The organism is Butyrivibrio sp. MC2021 (assembly GCF_000621605.1).
In the GTDB taxonomy this organism is placed as follows: Bacteria; Bacillota; Clostridia; order Lachnospirales; family Lachnospiraceae; genus Butyrivibrio.
Genome location: NZ_JHXX01000001.1, coordinates 850,457 through 868,023, shown reverse-complemented (window position 1 = coordinate 868,023; position 17,567 = coordinate 850,457). Strand labels below are relative to the sequence as shown.

14 protein-coding genes and 2 tRNA genes are annotated in these 17,567 nt (G+C 45.1%); all 16 read left to right on the top strand.

What is annotated here, in order from left to right; all coding sequences use genetic code 11:
* Positions 1-5: 5 nt before the first annotated feature.
* The 16 genes from ispG to truB all read left to right on the top strand — a co-directional run bounded on the left by ispG (position 6) and on the right by truB (position 17,561).
* On the top strand, positions 6-1,061 hold the full coding sequence (ispG, locus tag T359_RS0103640; RefSeq protein WP_026516295.1) for a flavodoxin-dependent (E)-4-hydroxy-3-methylbut-2-enyl-diphosphate synthase: 1,056 nt from the start codon (positions 6-8) through the stop codon (positions 1,059-1,061).
* A 17-nt stretch (positions 1,062-1,078) separates the two neighbouring features.
* Positions 1,079-5,617 (top strand): PolC-type DNA polymerase III, encoded by a 4,539-nt coding sequence (locus tag T359_RS0103635; protein WP_026516294.1) that lies wholly within the window; start codon positions 1,079-1,081, stop codon positions 5,615-5,617.
* Between the two features lie 106 nt (positions 5,618-5,723).
* Positions 5,724-5,795, top strand: a tRNA-Glu gene (locus T359_RS0103630).
* A gap of 82 nt (positions 5,796-5,877) precedes the next feature.
* Positions 5,878-5,949: transfer RNA gene (locus T359_RS0103625), tRNA-Glu, on the top strand.
* Positions 5,950-6,332: 383 nt separating this feature from the next.
* Complete coding sequence (locus T359_RS22380; protein ID WP_155839980.1) at positions 6,333-6,509, top strand: hypothetical protein; 177 nt, start codon at positions 6,333-6,335, stop codon at positions 6,507-6,509.
* A 276-nt stretch (positions 6,510-6,785) separates the two neighbouring features.
* Complete coding sequence (locus tag T359_RS0103610; RefSeq protein WP_026516293.1) at positions 6,786-7,718, top strand: UbiA prenyltransferase family protein; 933 nt, start codon at positions 6,786-6,788, stop codon at positions 7,716-7,718.
* Between the two features lies 1 nt (position 7,719).
* Positions 7,720-9,222, top strand: coding sequence for a hypothetical protein (locus T359_RS0103605; RefSeq protein ID WP_026516292.1), 1,503 nt, complete (start codon positions 7,720-7,722; stop codon positions 9,220-9,222).
* Between the two features lie 66 nt (positions 9,223-9,288).
* Entirely contained in the window at positions 9,289-9,480 is a 192-nt protein-coding gene (locus T359_RS22375) for a hypothetical protein (protein ID WP_155839978.1), read from the top strand.
* Positions 9,481-9,715: 235 nt separating this feature from the next.
* Positions 9,716-10,177 (top strand): ribosome maturation factor RimP, encoded by a 462-nt coding sequence (gene rimP, locus T359_RS0103595; protein ID WP_026516290.1) that lies wholly within the window; start codon positions 9,716-9,718, stop codon positions 10,175-10,177.
* Between the two features lie 19 nt (positions 10,178-10,196).
* Entirely contained in the window at positions 10,197-11,372 is a 1,176-nt protein-coding gene (gene nusA, locus T359_RS0103590) for a transcription termination factor NusA (RefSeq protein ID WP_026516289.1), read from the top strand.
* Positions 11,373-11,375: 3 nt separating this feature from the next.
* Positions 11,376-11,633 (top strand): RNase P modulator RnpM, encoded by a 258-nt coding sequence (gene rnpM / locus T359_RS0103585; protein WP_026516288.1) that lies wholly within the window; start codon positions 11,376-11,378, stop codon positions 11,631-11,633.
* Positions 11,634-11,942, top strand: a complete 309-nt coding sequence (locus tag T359_RS0103580) for a YlxQ family RNA-binding protein (RefSeq protein ID WP_026516287.1) — start codon at positions 11,634-11,636, stop codon at positions 11,940-11,942. It begins immediately after the preceding gene.
* A gap of 20 nt (positions 11,943-11,962) precedes the next feature.
* On the top strand, positions 11,963-14,956 hold the full coding sequence (gene infB / locus T359_RS0103575) for a translation initiation factor IF-2 (RefSeq protein WP_081795347.1): 2,994 nt from the start codon (positions 11,963-11,965) through the stop codon (positions 14,954-14,956).
* A gap of 190 nt (positions 14,957-15,146) precedes the next feature.
* A complete protein-coding gene (gene rbfA / locus T359_RS0103570) occupies positions 15,147-15,578 on the top strand; it encodes a 30S ribosome-binding factor RbfA (RefSeq protein ID WP_026516285.1) in 432 nt (143 codons plus the stop codon).
* The gene (locus T359_RS0103565) at positions 15,541-16,527 is read left to right on the top strand and encodes a DHH family phosphoesterase (protein ID WP_242839037.1); all 987 of its coding nucleotides are present in this window, start codon (positions 15,541-15,543) and stop codon (positions 16,525-16,527) included. Before rbfA ends, T359_RS0103565 begins: the two co-directional genes overlap by 38 nt.
* 74 nt (positions 16,528-16,601) lie before the next feature.
* Complete coding sequence (truB, locus tag T359_RS0103560; RefSeq protein ID WP_035783518.1) at positions 16,602-17,561, top strand: tRNA pseudouridine(55) synthase TruB; 960 nt, start codon at positions 16,602-16,604, stop codon at positions 17,559-17,561.
* The last annotated feature ends 6 nt before the right edge of the window (positions 17,562-17,567 follow it).

Sequence of the window (17,567 nt, the reverse complement as noted above, 5' to 3'; positions counted from 1 at the left end):
CCAAAATGGCATTCAGAGATAATACTAAAGTTATTCATATCGGCGACAGAGTGATAGGCGGCGGCAACCCCATCCTTATTCAGTCCATGACCAATACAAGGACCGAGGATGTGAAGGCGACCGTGGAGCAGATCCATCGTCTTGAGGCCGCAGGCTGCGACATCATCAGATGCACCTGCCCCACAGAGGAAGCTGCAAAGGCCATCGGTGAGATCAAAAAGCAGATCAGTATCCCTCTTGTGGCTGATATTCATTTTGACTATAAGATGGCTATAGCAGCCATGGAAAACGGAGCTGACAAGATTAGGATTAACCCCGGAAATATCGGTTCCAAAGACAGGATCGCTGCAGTGGTTTCCTGTGCCAAGGAGAGAAATATCCCAATCAGAGTCGGTGTTAACAGCGGTTCTTTGGAAAAAGATCTAGTGGAAAAATACCACGGAGTGACCGCAGAGGGCCTTGTGGAAAGCGCTCTTGATAAGATCGGAATTATCGAGGATCTTGGTTATGACAACATGGTTGTCAGCATCAAATCCTCCAATGTAATGCTCTGCGTCAAGGCTCATGAGCTTTTGGCCAAACAGTGTGCATATCCTCTTCATGTGGGAATCACTGAGGCGGGAACAGTTTACGGCGGAAACATCAAGTCATCCGTTGGCCTTGGCATTATTTTGAATGAGGGCATCGGCGATACCATCAGAGTTTCTCTTTCTGGAGATCCCGTGGAGGAGATCAAGACCGCCAAGATGATCCTCAGAACCCTGGATATCAGAAAGGGTGGAATTGAGGTTATTGCCTGTCCTACCTGCGGAAGAACAAGAATAGATCTCATCGGCCTGGCCAATCAGGTGGAGACTCTTGTTCAGAACTATGATCTGGATATCAAGGTGGCTGTTATGGGATGCGCTGTTAACGGCCCCGGAGAAGCCAAAGAGGCAGATATTGGAATTGCAGGCGGAGACGGAGAAGGACTTCTTATAAAGCATGGGGAGATCATCAGGAAGATCCCTGAGGATCAGCTTTTAGCAGTACTTAAGGAAGAGCTTGATAATTACCGTTAATTATTTTGAGGTAAGGTATGTCAAAAGATTTTTTTGAGGTGTTTCCTGCCCTGAACCTTGATTCCCATACCCGGGAGATCATGGAGCAGACAGTGGTTGAGAAGGTCTCCACCACCAAAAAGCAGGATATTATAAGGATTTATATTTCAAGCACCAGGCTTATAGACAAGGCTGACATTATAAAAACGGAAAACGGCATCAAGAAACAGCTTTTTGCAGGTCAGGATATTGTGATCAAGATCTATGAGAAGTTTTCCCTGTCAGCCCAGTATACCCCGGAGAATTTGCTTGATATTTATAGAGAGAGCATTGAGGCGGAATTAAAAGACTATGACCATATGGAGTATAGTCTTTTTCGTTCTGCCAATTTTTTGTACCCTGATCAGGACAATCTCATAGTTCAGCTGGAGGACAGCGTCGTGGGCCAGAAGAAGGCTCCGGACCTTATAAGGGTACTGGCCAAGATCATCAATGAAAGATGCGGCTTGGAGGTTGCCATCACACCTGAGTTTGTCAAGGTTGAAAAGGAGACTACAGAGCCCGACTACTCCGGAGAATCCGCCAAGATGGCGAAGCGCTTGGAGGCAGCTGAGCAACAGGCCGAAGAAAAGAAGAAGCTCAAGGAAGAAAAGGCTGCCCAGAAGGCAGAAGCAGCCAAGGCTCCAGCAAAAGAACAGGCAGAAGCTCCCGCAGCGGAGAAGCCGTCCTTTAAGGGCAAGTGGGCAGGAAAGAAGGGCGACTTTGGCGGAAGCTATAAGAGGTCCGATAATCCTGATGTTGTATTCGGAAGAGATTTCGAAGAAGAGGCCATGAAACTGGTGGATCTTGTGGGCGAGCTTGGAGAAGTTGTTGTCCACGGTAAGATCACTGCTTTTGACCAGAGAGATATCAGAAACGAGAAGAGTATCCTTATTTTTGACATTACAGATTTTACAGACTCCATAACTGTAAAGATGTTTGTTAAAACTGAGGATGTTCCTGAAATTTGCAAGGATATTAAGCCCGGGGCCTTTATCAAGGTCAAGGGTATTGCTGCTGTGGATAAATTTGACCACGAGCTTTCAATTCAGTCTGTAGCAGGAGTAAAGAAGATTCCTGACTTTACCACCAAGCGTGTGGACAGGGCTGAGGTTAAGCGTGTGGAGCTCCATTGCCATACCAAGATGAGTGATATGGACGGAGTTTCAGAGGTTTCGGATATTGTTAAACAGGCCTATAAATGGGGAATGCCGGGAATTGCCATCACAGACCACGGCGTTGTACAGGCCCTTACTGATGCCAACCATGTCTGGGAGTCTCTGTATGACGGAGAGAAGAAGAGAAGAAAGGAAGCCGGAGAGCCTCCTATCGACAGACAGGATTTCTTTAAGCTGATCCTTGGTGTGGAGGCATACCTGGTTGACGACCTGAAGGAAATAGTTGTCAATGACAAGGGGCAGCCTTTGGATGACACTACCTTCGTTGTTTATGATATTGAGACCACAGGCTTTTCGCCTATTAAGAATAAGATCATTGAGATCGGCGCCGTTAAGATCAGAAACGGCGAGATCATAGACAGATTTTCAGAGTTTATCAATCCCCAGGTGCCTATTCCCTACAGGATTGAGAAGCTTACCAGCATCACTGACGATATGGTAATGGATGCTCCCACAAGGGAGGTCATCATTCCTAAATTCGTGGAATTCTGTAAGGATGCTGTTTTGGTAGGACATAACGTATCTTTTGATACAAGCTTTATAAATCAGAACTGTAAGGATCTTGGAATAGATGTGGATTACACCACTGTGGACACCATGTGGCTGGCAAGATATTTCTTCCCGCTGCAGGCGAAGCATACTCTGGATGCGGTGGCCAAGACCCTTAACGTTGTGCTGGATCATCACCACAGAGCTGTGGATGACGCGGAGTGTACAGCACTTATTTTCAATAAGTTTGTACCCATGCTGAAGGAACAGAAGGCAGTTAACCTTACGGATGTAAATATCCTTGGTAAGCCAACCCCGGAGATGATTAGGCACCTTCGCCCCAAGCACTGCATTATTCTGGCAAAAAACACTTTGGGCAGAGTTAATCTTTATACCCTTGTCAGCAAGTCCCATGTTGATTATTTCAGAAGATTCCCGCTAATTCCAAAGAGCGAGCTTATGAAATACAGAGAGGGACTCATTATAGGAAGTGCCTGCTGCGCAGGAGAGCTCTACGGCGCAGTTGTGGAGGGAAGACCCCCTGAGGAGATCGCAGGTATCGTATCCTTCTATGACTACCTGGAGATTCAGCCTGTCTGCAACAACCACTTTATGGTGGATTCCGACAGGTATGAGGATATCAATTCCGATGACGATATCAGAGCAATCAATAAAGAGATAGTAAGACTGGGAGAACAGTTTAATAAGCCTGTTGTGGCCACCTGTGATGCCCATTTCCTCAATCCTGAGGACGAGATCTACAGGACCATTATCATGGCAGGAAAAGGTATGGATGAGGAGGAGCCTGCTCCTCTTTATGTAAGAACCACCGATGAAATGATGGCGGAATTCGATTACCTTGGAGGAGAGAAGGCCAAGGAGGTTGTTATCGACAACACCAGGAAGATCCTTCAGATGTGCGATTCCATATCACCGGTTCGTCCGGATAAGTGTGCTCCTGTCATTGAAAACAGTGATGAGATCCTGACCAAGATCTGCTATGACAAGGCTCATGAGATATACGGAGAGGACCTTCCGGAGATAGTTAAGGAGCGTCTTGAAAGAGAGCTCAATTCCATTATCAAGAACGGTTTCGCGGTTATGTATATCATTGCCCAGAAGCTAGTTTGGAAATCCAATGAGGACGGATACCTGGTAGGTTCCCGAGGTTCCGTAGGATCATCCTTTGTGGCCTTTACTTCCGGTATCACGGAGGTTAATTCGCTGAGCCCTCACTATGTGTGCCCCAAGTGCAAATATTCGGACTTTGAATCCGAAGAGGTTTTGGCCTTCGGCGGTAATTCCGGCTGTGACATGCCTGATAAGAGATGTCCCAAGTGCGGAACCATGATGTACAAGGATGGCTTTGATATTCCTTTCGAGACCTTCCTTGGATTCAAGGGAGATAAGGAGCCTGATATCGACCTTAACTTCTCCGGAGAGTATCAGTCCAAGGCCCATAAGTACACGGAGGTTATCTTCGGCTACGGACAGACCTTCAGAGCGGGAACCATAGCGGCTCTTGCGGACAAAACAGCTTACGGTTTCGTTAAAAAATATTATGACGGAATCGGAGCTAGCAAGAGAAAGAGCGAGATCAACAGAATAGTACAGGGCTGTACCGGCATAAGACGTGGTACAGGTCAGCACCCGGGAGGAATCATAGTTCTTCCTGTGGGAGAGGACATCAATTCCTTCTGTCCCGTACAGCACCCTGCCAACGATATGACAACAGCAACAATTACAACCCATTACGATTATCACTCCATTGACCACAACCTGCTGAAGCTCGATATTCTGGGACATGATGATCCTACCATGATCAGATTCCTTCAGGACTGCACCGGACTTGATCCCAAGCTGGTTCCTCTGGATGATAAAAATGTAATGAGCCTGTTCATGAATACTACGGCGCTTAATGTCACTCCCGAACAGCTGGGAGGAACGAAGCTTGGATGTCTTGGACTTCCTGAGTTCGGTACAGACTTCGCTATGCAGATGGTTATCGATGCCAAGCCCACATCTTTGTCCCATCTTATCCGTATCTCAGGTCTTTCCCATGGTACGGACGTATGGCTGGGTAATGCCCAGACCCTTATCCAGGAGGGCACAGCCACTATTGATACCTGTATCTGCTGTCGAGACGATATCATGATCTACCTGATCCAGAAGGGACTGGACAAATCAGAATCCTTCAAGATCATGGAGGCTGTCCGTAAAGGTAAGGTTGCCAAGGGAAAAGAGGGCAACTGGCCTGACTGGAAGAAGGACATGAAGGATCACGGTGTTCCTGACTGGTATATCTGGTCCTGCGAAAAGATCAAGTACATGTTCCCCAAGGCCCATGCGGCAGCGTATGTTATGATGGCCTGGAGAATAGCTTATTTCAAGGTTTATGTGCCCCAGGCATTTTACGCAGCCTGGTTCAGTATCAGAGCCAAGGCCTTTAACTATGAGCATATGTGTCAGGGAGAGAATCATCTTCATGCAATAATGCGTGATTACCAGAACAGGAAGGATGAGCTTTCCAACACTGAGCAGGCTGAGTACGGAGATATGAGACTTGTTGAGGAGATGTATGAAAGAGGAATTGAGTTCCTTCCCATCGACATTTTCAAGGTTAAGTCCAGGGATTTCCAGGTAATAGGAGACAAGATCATGCCTGCCCTTAACAGTATCGGAGGAATGGGAGAGAAGGCTGCGGATCAGATCGTGGAGGCAGCCAAGGACGGCCCCTTCCTTTCAAAGGATGATTTCCGCCAGAGAACAAAGTGCCCTCAGGCTGTAATAGATAAGATGGCAGAGATGGGACTTCTTGGGGATATACCGGATTCAAACCAGATAAGCTTGTTTGATCTGATGCGGATTTAAGGGCTCCGGAATAAAAAATTTAATTTTTTAAAAAAAAGTACTTGCAAAAGTTTTAGAATTGTAATATTATAATCGAGTTGCTGCTGACATGCAGCACTCGATATAAGCCTCGTTGGTCAAGCGGTTAAGACGCTGCCCTCTCACGGCAGAATCAGCGGTTCGATTCCGCTACGAGGTATTTCTTATAGCAAAAAGTACTTGCATTTTCTTTGGCTATGAGATAATATAAACAAGTCCACTTCGATGGACATCATAACCGTGCCTCGTTGGTCAAGCGGTTAAGACGCTGCCCTCTCACGGCAGAATCAGCGGTTCGATTCCGCTACGAGGTATTGACTGTTTATAACAGCCCAACCCGAATTCCAGAACATTTTGTTCTGGTTTTTTTATGCCCATTTTGACATTGTGGTATTATTAACTTGAAACATTGCTTTTATATTTGAGAGGCTAAGGTAGATTATGGAGAATGCAATCAGGATAATACCGCTTGGCGGATTTGACAAAATAGGTATGAATATGCGGCACTTCTTTTTCGCCCAATGACCTGCCGGGTATCGCCGCTTCTGTGCCGGATATATCTTATATCAGAGACAATCTGGATAGATTTAAAGAAATGCCATAAGAGAAGGTTTTTCCAAGTCGGAGAAGGATGTATACAGCCAACTTGATCATTTTCTTAATCTGTACAAAAAGAACAGGCATATAATTACCTCTTTTGCTTCAAATATGTTCCGAATCCAGCAGAGGCTTTGCTGAAGGGGAAAAATATGACAGCTTCTACAAAAAGCTTGAGGAACTTTCTTTAAATGAGCTTGCCAGATTTGTGAACCAGGGAGTTATGGATGACAGGGCGAGAAGAGGGATAGAGACCATTGTAGAGGAATATATATAAAAAGAATTGGATAAATCACCAATTGTTGTTGTAAATTTGATTGAAGTTATGTTATAATCGGTTTCACGTTTTAAAATTTTGGAATTTATTGCAGTATACAGCTGTTAATTGATGGCTAATGCTTTTAAGACTAGTGCTACGTCAATCCGGCTTTTGTGGGTTGAGTTGCCGAGGTTGTGAAAAGAAATGTGTATGGGTGGCAGAATATGAAATCAGGCATTGAGAAATGTCTTCTTTTCATATTCTGTTTTTGTTTGAAAGAAAAAGGAGAGAACAATGAAAAAATATATCAAGATAGCCAGAATTGATCATTGGATCAAGCAGTTTTTTATTATGCCGGGAATTGTGGTAGGTCTGTTTCTTACGGACATGTCATTTAAGGATATCGACTGGGTTAAGTTTATCCTGGGATTCCTTGGGGTATGCTGCATAGCAAGTGCTAACTATGTTATAAATGAGTGGCTTGATGCTCCTTATGACAAGTACCACCCTACAAAAAAGAACAGACCTGTTGTAGTGGAGAATATGTCCTTTAAATATGTGCTGGTGGAGTATTTTCTTTTTATCGTCGTTGGACTTTTGTTGTCCTACGCTGTGAATGTGCTGTTTCTCATCACTTCCGCAGTACTTCTGATCATGGGATTTTTCTACAATGTTAAGCCTTTCAGAACAAAGGATATTCCCTTTATCGATGTGCTTTCAGAGTCAATAAATAACATGCTGAGATTGCTGATGGGATGGTTTATCATCACAGATAAAGCGTTTCCTCCATCAAGCGTCCTTATTGGTTACTGGATGGCAGGAGCCTTTTTGATGGCCACCAAGAGATTTGCTGAGTACAGAATGATCGGTGATAAAAATATGGCCGGATTGTACAGAAGATCCTTTAAGTACTACACAGAAAAGAGCCTTCTGGCATCAGCTTTGTTCTATGCTCTTATTTCAACCTTCTGCCTTGGTGTGTTCATGGTGAAGTACAGAATTGAGTATATTGTTGCGACTCCGGTACTGTTTGTTTTGTTTGCGTACTATCTCGCAATGTCACTGGATGAGGACTCTGCAGTTCAGAAGCCTGAGAAGTTATACAAAGAAACCAAGCTTATGTTGATGGTGGGAGCATTTTTGATAGTATTCCTGTTATGCTCATTTGTTGATATGGGCTTTTTGCGTGAACTGACATCCAATGCGCTTATTCAGGTGGAAGTCTGATATGAACAGATTGAATGATCCTTTAAAAAGGTATGGCCTTTTCCTTTGGGGAGTGATCTGTGCATTTGTTTTACTCCTTTTTACCACAAGATCCTCCGTGCTGTTTGTCTGCAATAACTGGGACGACGCCAACAGCTATTTTACAATGGGAAAGGGCATGATGAACGGGCTGGTCATATACAGGGACTTATATGATCAAAAGGGGCCCTACCTGTATCTGCTTTATGGCTTTGCCTACCTTATCTCTCATAAAACCTTTTTGGGAGTATTTATTTTTGAAATAATATCCGGAGCTTTTTTCCTTTTCTTTTCGGGAAAACTAATACAAAGAAAAAGCAGTGCCTTCATGGCAGCGATACTGATGCCTGTTCTGGGAGCGGCGGCTTTTTCCTCCTGGAGCTTCTATTTCGGAGGGGCAGCAGAGGAGTTTTGTCTTCCTCTTCTGGCTTACAGCCTGTTGGTGCTGGATGAACTACTCCATGAAGAGTGCTCGGATGAGAGATATAAATGGATCTTTTCCGCAGTGGGACTCTGCGCCGGAGTTATCGCTCAGATCAAATACACTATGCTGGGCTTTTTGTTCGCATGGTTTGTGGTGGCGGCTATATGGGCGCTCAAGGAGAGAAATGCAGCCTTTTCTCTTAAGATGATGATCAGATTTGTGATATTTGCATGCATCCCTTCCGTTCCCTGGTTCATTTATTTTCTTGCCACGGGAAGTCTTGATGACTGGTTCAGATGCTATATCTACAACAATCTGTTCTTTTACAGTCAGGTGTCCACGGAAGAATACAGCTTTGGACACAAACTCTATGAGATCGCCAAAACTCTGTACTGGCTGATCCAGGACAGCTTTTCATATTTTGTTTTCATAATAGCCGGTTTTCTTCTTCAGCTTTTTATGGAAAAAGGTTTTGTGAAAAGAGTTTTATCTCCCTGGATATTTGCGGTGACATATTTTGTGATCTTTATTGGCGGAAACAAACTGGCATATTATTCGATACCTTTGATTCCCCTGGCTGTTTTCGGCCTGGCCTACATGGGCAGCCTTATAGAAAAAGCTTTATCTCTTATTGCCAAGAAGAGATCAAAGGAAGTACATGCTGTTATCGCTGCTTCAATGCTGGCTGCAGGCGCAGTGTTTGCTGTTACAAACAGTATGAATGCTGAGTATATGAGCTTTGATGAGGATGATGTCTGGCTTATGGAGGCGGCCACCATGCTTTCTGAGGAGGATACTCTTCTTGAGCTCAATACCGTTGATGCGGGGCTTTATACAGTCACAGGCATTGTTCCCACATGTGAGTATTTTCAGACCAACGGCATTGGTCTGGATACAATGTTTGAGGAGCAGGAAAAATATCTCAAGGAAGCCAGAACGGATTATGTATTGGCTGTGGGCTATGAACCGGAGCATATATATAATAACTATTCGTTAATTAAGGTGTTTGAGTATAAAGAGACAGATCATGACAATACATACTATCTGTATAAAAAGAACTGACAAAATAGTCAGTTCTTTTTTATGTTAATATATTAATTAACTTAAAACTTCTATGGGAGATAGAACATGGAATTAACAGCTGAAATCAAGCTTTTGGGTGATGGTTATGCAGGCGGCTTTTCCTGCGGAATGAGTACCTCTGCCAGCGATACCGCAAGAGGGTTCAACTGGATTATTCCCTTGTTAATACTTTCTTTGGACGCATGTGCCTCAGCGGTGATATCTACGATCTGGCAGACTGGCAGTGGGATATTGTGAAGGAAGGAATGGAGTTTTACAAAAAGGCTGCGGATATTATCCGCTACGGAACCACAACTCTGCAGCTTTGGGGCAGCAGACAAAGATTTTTCTGCGGAAGCGTTTATATATGGGGGAATTTTTCATAAACTGCTTGACGAAAGGCCGTATTTGTGGTATTTTTGTCGTGGAACTAGGAAGTGGGCTTGAAGAGAGCCCACTTTTTTCATGTAATTATCCAGTATGAGGATTAAATATGAAGAAGAGCGAAATAGAAGCCAGGGCTGAGGCGCTTCTTGCTCCCATCGCCGACAAATGCGGCGTTTCCATCTATGACGTGGAATATGTCAAGGAGGCGGGAGAGTGGTACCTTAGGGCCTATATCGACAAGGAAGGCGGCGTCAATATCAACGACTGCGTTGATGTGAACCATGCTTTGTCGGATGCACTTGATGAAGACGATTTTATTGAAGATGCTTACACTCTTGAGGTTTCAAGTCCCGGACTTGGACGACAACTCAAAAAGGACAGACATTTTGCCAACAGCATAGGGCAGGATGTGGAGCTAAAACTCTTTAAGCCAAAGGACGGAGTTAAGGAGTTTGCCGGTACGCTGAAGGGCTTTGATGAGACTACAGTTACCGTTGAAATAAATGGAACAGAAGAAGCTTTCGTAAGAAAAGAAATATCAGTGATCAAACTTGCACTTGATTTTTGATTAAAAGAAGGAGATTACCATGAGTAAAGAATTAATGGATGCCCTTGACCTTTTAGAGAAGGAGAAGAACATCAGCAAGGATTCTCTGTTTGATGCAATCGAGAATTCACTTATCACAGCCTGCAAGAACAACTTCGGCAAGGCAGACAACGTAAGAGTAGAGGTTGACAGAAACAACTGCGACTTCAGATGCTTTGCAGAGAAGGAAGTTGTTGAGACTGCAGATGACGTAATGGATCCCATGATTGAGATCTCACTTGATGATGCCAAGAAGATCAGCAAAAAGGCTGCTGTAGGCGACATGGTTGAGGTTCCTCTTAATTCCAAGGAATTCGGTCGTATTGCGACTCAGAATGCCAAGAACGTTATCCTTCAGAAAATCCGTGAGGAAGAGCGCGGTGCTATTTACAACGAGTATTTCGAGAAGGAGCATGACATCGTAACAGGTGTTGTACAGAGATTTGTCGGAAGAAATGTCAGCATCAATCTCGGACGTGCAGATGCTCTTCTTAACGAGAACGAGCAGGTTAAAACTGAGACTTACAGACCTACACAGCGTATCAGAGTATACGTTCTTGAGGTTAAGAACGGCTCCAAGGGACCAAGGATCCTTGTATCCCGTACACATCCCGATCTTGTTAAGAGACTCTTTGAGCAGGAAGTTGCTGAGATCCAGGACGGAACTGTTGAGATCAAGTCAATCGCAAGAGAAGCAGGAAGCCGTACCAAGATCGCTGTTTACTCCAACAATCCTAACGTTGATGCCGTAGGCGCCTGCGTTGGTGTTAACGGAGCAAGAGTTAACCTCATCGTTGATGAGCTTAACGGCGAGAAGATCGACGTTATCAACTGGGATGAGAACCCCGGTAACCTTATTCAGAATGCTCTTTCACCTGCCAAGATCGTAGCAGTATTCGCTGATCCCGATGAGAAGAGTGCTAAGGTTGTAGTTCCTGATTATCAGCTTTCACTTGCCATCGGTAAGGAAGGTCAGAACGCAAGACTTGCAGCAAGACTTACAGGCTACAAGATCGATATCAAGAGTGAGACTCAGGCTAAGGATGCTCCCGGATTCAGAATGGAAGATTATCTGGATGATGAGGATTATGATGAGGAGTACGAAGAGTACGAAGAGGGCGAGTACGAGGAAGGCGAGTACGAGAGCTCTGAGGAAGTAGAAGAGACAGAGGAATAATATATGCCAAAAAAGATTCCGATGAGAAAATGCGTCGGCTGTGGAGAAATGAAGGAAAAGAAGGATCTGATCAGAGTGATCAAGACTCCTGAGGATGAGATTCTTCTGGACAAGACCGGAAGGGCCAACGGCCGCGGAGCATACATCTGCAACAACAGGGAATGCTTTGGCAAGGCTGTAAAGAACAAGGGCCTTGAGAGGTCACTGAAGTCCCGTATTCCAGACGATGTTACCATGCGAATTGAAAAGGAGCTTGGATAAATATTGGATTCTAACAAGATGTATTCATTACTTGGTTTATGCATGCGTGCCGGAAGGCTTCAGAGCGGTGAGTTTTCTGTTCTTGAGGCTGTAAGGCATAAAAAGGCTGAGCTGGTTATCATAAGTGAAGATGCTTCTGATAACACCAAGAAAAAGTTCAGTGATAAATGTAGTTATTATAACGTTCCCATGATCTTTTTTGGAAACAAGGAAGAGCTGGGACATGCAATTGGTAAGGATGTTCGAACAAGCCTTGCGGTATTGGACGAAGGCTTTGCGAAGACGCTTCGAGAGAACTACCTTGAATAAAAAGTACGGAGGAAATGTGAATGGCAAAAATTAAAATATCCGAACTTGCTAGTGAGCTTGGATGCGAAGGAAAAGAGCTGATTAGCTTTTTACAGGAGAAGGGAATAGAAGCGAAGCGTTCGAACAGTTCTATCGAGGAGGCAGATGCGGAGGTTGCAAGAAAGCATTTTGCAAAGCCTGCACCTAAGGCTGCCCCTGAGGTAAAGAAAGAGGACAATGCTCCCAAGGCTGAGAAGCCTGCTCAGGAGAGACACGCTTCTTCAGAACAGAAACCTGTTAAGAAGCCTGCTCCTGAATCAGGAGAAGCTCCTAAAAAGAAGAAAAAGATCATCATGGTTACCAATGCCAATAATTCCAAGATGGGCGGATATAACAACCAGGGCAATGGCAACCAGGGTAATGGTGGAAATAATCAGCGCCGTGATAACAGAGATAACAGAAATAACGGACAGGGACAGAGAAAGACCTTTGCCCAGTCTCAGAATGTTTATCATCCTATCAAGCCTTTGACAGCACCTTCACAGCTTGAGAGCTACAACACACCTGTTAACAAGTCAGTAACTCCTAAGCCACAGCCCAAGAAGGAAGCACCTGTTGAGGTTGTAACACCTGTAGTTGAGGTTAAGCCTGAGGTTGCACCTCAGCCTAAGCCTCAGACACCTGCTCCCGCACCTGCACCTGCTGCACCGGCTGCTGCTCCCGTACAGGAGAACAAGCCAAGAGAGGCAAGGGAAAACAGAGAGTCTGGAAATACAGGACGTCAGGATAACAGAAACTTCCAGAATCGTGATAACAGAGATTTTGGTAACAGAGATAACAGAGGCGGTCAGAACGGCAACCGTCAGGACAACAGAAACTTCCAGAACCGTGACAACAGAGACGGAGCAGGAAGAGACAACAGAAACGGCGGCTTCCGCAGAGATGGTCAGAACCAGGGCCAGGGCCAGGGCGGCTTTGGCGGTCGTGACAACAGAGACGGCGGAAGACCCGGACAGAACGGCAAGTTCGGCGGCAACAAGGACGGCAAGTTCGGTAACAAGTTCGACAAGCAGGGCAGCCGTGGCGGCGCAGCCTTCGAGGCACCTGTTAAAGATGGCGGCAATCACAGAGATGAAGAAAGACGCCGCATGGGTCAGGAAAAGGATAAGAGAAACAAGAAGGATCTTGCTTACGAGCAGGAAGAGATGATGCCAAGAAGCAAGAGAGTCGGCAGATTCATCAAGCCTGAGGTTAAGAAGGTTGAGGAGCCTGAGGAGCAGATCAAGGTTATCTCTATTCCTGAGAAGGTTTCCATCAAGGAGCTGGCTGAGAAGATGAGAATGCAGCCATCTGTGATCATCAAGAAGCTCTTTATGGCAGGCCAGATTTCTACAGTTAACACAGAGCTTTCTTACGAGGAAGCTGAGAATATAGCAATCGAGTACGATATCATCTGCGAGAAAGAGGTTCCTGTTGACGTTATCGAGGAGCTTCTTAAGGAAGAGGACGATGCAGAGGAGACACTTAAGAAGAGACCTCCTGTAGTCTGCGTAATGGGTCACGTTGACCATGGTAAAACATCCCTTCTTGATGCTATCCGTAAGACCTCTGTAACAGACAGAGAGGCCGGCGGTATCACACAGAGAATTGGTGCTTATACAGTATCTGTCAATGACCAGAAGATCACATTCCTTGATACTCCCGGTCACGAAGCATTCACAGCAATGCGTATGCGTGGTGCTAATTCCACAGATATCGCAGTACTGGTAGTTGCTGCGGACGACGGTGTAATGCCTCAGACAGTAGAGGCTATCAACCATGCCAAGGCTGCAGAGGTTGAGATCATCGTTGCTGTAAACAAGATCGATAAACCTAATGCAAATATAGACAGAGTTAAGCAGGAGATGACCGAGTATGGTCTTATTTCCACAGACTGGGGCGGAACAACAGAGTTCGTTCCTGTATCCGCTAAGTCCGGTGAAGGTATCGAGGACCTCCTTGAGACCATCATCCTTACAGCCGACATCTTAGAGCTCAAGGCTAACCCTGACAGACAGGCAAGAGGACTTGTTCTTGAGGCAAGACTTGATAAGGGCCGTGGTCCTGTAGCCAACGTACTTGTACAGAAGGGTACACTTCATGTAGGTGACTTCATTTCTGCAGGTGCAAGCTCAGGTAAGGTTAGAGCCATGGTTGATGATAAGGGCAACAAGCTTAAGGAAGCACTTCCTTCACAGCCTGTTGAGATTCTTGGACTTTCAGATGTACCTAACGCAGGTGAGGTATTCCTTGCTCACGAGACTGATAAGATGGCTAAGCAGTACGCCAACACATACCTTCAGCAGCACAAGAAGGATCTTATCGAAGAGACCAAGGCTAAGATGTCCCTTGATGATCTTTACTCCAAGATTGAGGAAGGCAGACTTCAGGAACTTGATATCATTATCAAGGCTGACGTTCAGGGTAGCGTAGAAGCCCTCAAGCAGAGCCTTCTCAAGCTTTCCAATGACGAGGTTGTTGTTAAGGTTATCCATGGCGGCGTAGGTGCCATCAATGAGTCTGACGTTACTCTTGCTGCAGCATCCAACGCTATCATCATCGGTTTCGATGTTCGTCCCGATGCTACAGCTAAGAGCATGGCAGAGCACGAAGGCGTTGAGATCAAGCTTTACAAGGTCATTTACCAGGCTATCGAAGAAATCGAGTATGCTATGAAGGGTATGCTTGCTCCTGTATACGAAGAGAGAATCACAGGACATGCAGAAGTACGTGCTATCTTCAAGGCTTCCAAGGTTGGTAACATCGCCGGTGCCTTTGTTAAGGACGGTATCATCAAGAAGGATTGCAAGGTTCGTATCTCAAGAGACGGCGAGCAGATCTTTGAAGGTGATCTTGCATCCCTTAAGAGATTCAAGGATGACGTTAAGGAAGTTAAGGAAGGCTTCGAGTGCGGTCTTGTATTTGACGGCTTTGATCAGATTCACGAAGGTGACTTTGTAGAAGCTTATGAGATGGTCGAGGTTCCCAGGACCTAATATGAGTGATATAGGGACGAAAAGTTACATTTATGGCTGCTTGCAGACATATAAATGTAACCTTGAGGACCGAACATACATGAGAAATAAAGATATACGAATGATATGAGTATATCGAGTTTCGAATGGATGTAGACATACGAGAATGCGAAGCATGGAGTATGGCGTATATCACGGAGGAAAAAGAATAATGCGAAAAAACAGTAATAAGAATAAAAGAATAAACGGAGAGGTAATGAAGGTTATTTCAGAGGCCATCCGTTACAGCAAAGATCCCAGGATCAGCCCCATGACATCCGTTATGGATGTTGAGGTTGCGCCTGATCTTAAGACCTGCAAGGTTTGGGTAACTGTCATGGGGAATGATGAGGACAGAGAGAGAACCGCAGCAGGACTTAAGAGCGCAGCAGGTTACATTCGCTCAACTCTGGCAAAGGAGCTCAATATGAGATATACTCCCGAGCTTAGATTCATCATGGACGATTCCATTGAGTATGCTATCAATATGTCCAAGATGATCGACGAAGTAACAGCCAAGGATAACGAGGCAAGAGCTGCAAGAGGCGAAGAAATAGAAGAGCCTGATGAAGATTTTGAAGAAGAGGATCAATATGAAGATTGATGAGTTATTACCGGGCGTTAAGACCGTAGCTATAAGCGGTCATGTAAGACCTGACGGAGACTGTATCGGTTCATGCATGGGTATGTACCTGTACATTACCAAAAATTATCCTGATATCAGGGTTGATGTTTTCCTTGAGGATGTTCCACCGGAGCTTCAGTTCATCAAGGACAGCGACAAGATCAATACTTCTTTTGAGACAGATGTAGACAGCTATGATCTGTTTATCTGCCTTGACTGTGAGAAAACAAGACTCGGTGCTTCCGAGAAGATTTTTGACGCTGCTAAGAAGACCCTGAATATCGACCACCACATCAGCAACACAGGAACAGGAGATATTACCTACATCGTTCCTACAGCAAGCTCAGCATGTGAACTTGTTTTTGACTGTGTTGATGAGGAAAAGCTTGATATTGAGGCTGCCAAGTCCATCTACACCGGAATGGTAACGGATACAGGAGTATTCAAGTACAATTCAACATCTCCCAAGACTCTGCAGGTAGCTGCCAAGCTTATCGGTTTCGGCTTTGATTTTACCAGTCTTATCGACCATGTATTTTATGAGAAGACCTATCTTCAGAATCAGATCCTTGGAAGAGCACTTCTTGAGAGCATCCTTCTTCTTGACGGAAGAGTATGTGTATCTGTTGTTTCAAGACAGACCATGGAGTTCTATAACTGCACAGGCAATGACCTGGACGGAATCGTTAATCAGCTGATGTTCACTATCGGAGTTGATTGTGCGATCTTCATGTATGAGAACGAGCCTATGTCTTACAAGGTAAGCCTTCGCAGTAACGGAGCGGTTAATGTATCCAAGGTTGCCCAGCTCTTTGGCGGCGGCGGTCATGTCCGTGCTTCAGGATGCACCATCAACGGCACAGCCCATGATGCCATCAACAACCTGACCAAGTACATTCACATGCAGCTTGAAGGCGAAGAAGTATAATAAAATGAGTATTTAATCCCACCTTGATATTTGAGGATATCCCGGTGGGATTTATTTTCTAAATAGGAGTTTTAATGGCAAATAAGTATAACGGACTTATAAACATATATAAGGAGCCGGGGTTTACCTCCAATGATGTGGTGGCAAAGCTCAGAGGAATACTGAAGCAGAAAAAGATTGGTCACACCGGAACCCTTGACCCTGATGCGGTGGGAGTTCTTGTGGTATGCCTTGGCACCGGAACCAAGCTGGTGGAGATGCTCACAGACCATGACAAGGAGTATATTGCCGTATGCCAGTTGGGAGTTACAACCGATACCCAGGATATGTCAGGAACTGTTCTGGAGAAAAAGGATGTCAATGTCACCAGGCAGCAGCTTCATGAGGCCGTGCAGGCCTTTGTGGGAGACTATGATCAGATCCCGCCTATGTATTCCGCCATCAAGCAGAACGGTAAAAAGCTCTATGAGCTTGCCAGAGAAGGCATTGAGGTTGAGAGAAAGCCCCGCAAGGTAAATATCGGAGCCATCACCATTCTTGATGATGAGAAGCTTGAGACGGAAGGTCTTTTTACCATGGAAGTTAAGTGCTCAAAGGGAACCTATATCAGGACTCTTTGCCACGACATAGGGCTGTCTCTGGGCTGCGGTGCTGCCATGGCTCAGCTTGCAAGAACAAGAGTCGGAGCCTTTGGTCTTGACAGCGCCATTCCGCTCTCCAAGGTTGAGGAGCTCAGGGATGCGGACAAGCTTATGGATGTCATAAAGTCACCTGAATACATTTTCAGGGACCTGGATGCCATTCATGTCAAGGATTCCTGCAGAGTTCTTCTTGAAAACGGAAACAGCTTCAGAAGAGATAATCTTCTTGATGAGAATCCTTCGGGAGTCAATGATACAGAATATGATGAAGAAATGTTCAAGGAAGGCAACGAATTCAGAGTTTACGGAGAGGACGATACCTTCTTTGGAATATACAGATACAGCTCAAAAAAGAAGACCTTTGATGTGGACAAATTCTTTTTTGAAAAATAAAACGAA

Coding starts and splice junctions, on each gene's coding strand:
- rbfA (WP_026516285.1), top strand. CDS start 15,147: ATGCGAAAAAACAGTAATAAGAATAAAAGAATAAACGGAGAGGTAATG.
- T359_RS0103635 (WP_026516294.1), top strand. CDS start 1,079: ATGTCAAAAGATTTTTTTGAGGTGTTTCCTGCCCTGAACCTTGATTCC.
- rnpM (WP_026516288.1), top strand. CDS start 11,376: ATGCCAAAAAAGATTCCGATGAGAAAATGCGTCGGCTGTGGAGAAATG.
- T359_RS0103565 (WP_242839037.1), top strand. CDS start 15,541: ATGAAGATTTTGAAGAAGAGGATCAATATGAAGATTGATGAGTTATTA.
- nusA (WP_026516289.1), top strand. CDS start 10,197: ATGAGTAAAGAATTAATGGATGCCCTTGACCTTTTAGAGAAGGAGAAG.
- T359_RS22375 (WP_155839978.1), top strand. CDS start 9,289: ATGGAATTAACAGCTGAAATCAAGCTTTTGGGTGATGGTTATGCAGGC.
- ispG (WP_026516295.1), top strand. CDS start 6: ATGGCATTCAGAGATAATACTAAAGTTATTCATATCGGCGACAGAGTG.
- rimP (WP_026516290.1), top strand. CDS start 9,716: ATGAAGAAGAGCGAAATAGAAGCCAGGGCTGAGGCGCTTCTTGCTCCC.
- T359_RS0103605 (WP_026516292.1), top strand. CDS start 7,720: ATGAACAGATTGAATGATCCTTTAAAAAGGTATGGCCTTTTCCTTTGG.
- T359_RS0103610 (WP_026516293.1), top strand. CDS start 6,786: ATGAAAAAATATATCAAGATAGCCAGAATTGATCATTGGATCAAGCAG.
- truB (WP_035783518.1), top strand. CDS start 16,602: ATGGCAAATAAGTATAACGGACTTATAAACATATATAAGGAGCCGGGG.
- infB (WP_081795347.1), top strand. CDS start 11,963: ATGGCAAAAATTAAAATATCCGAACTTGCTAGTGAGCTTGGATGCGAA.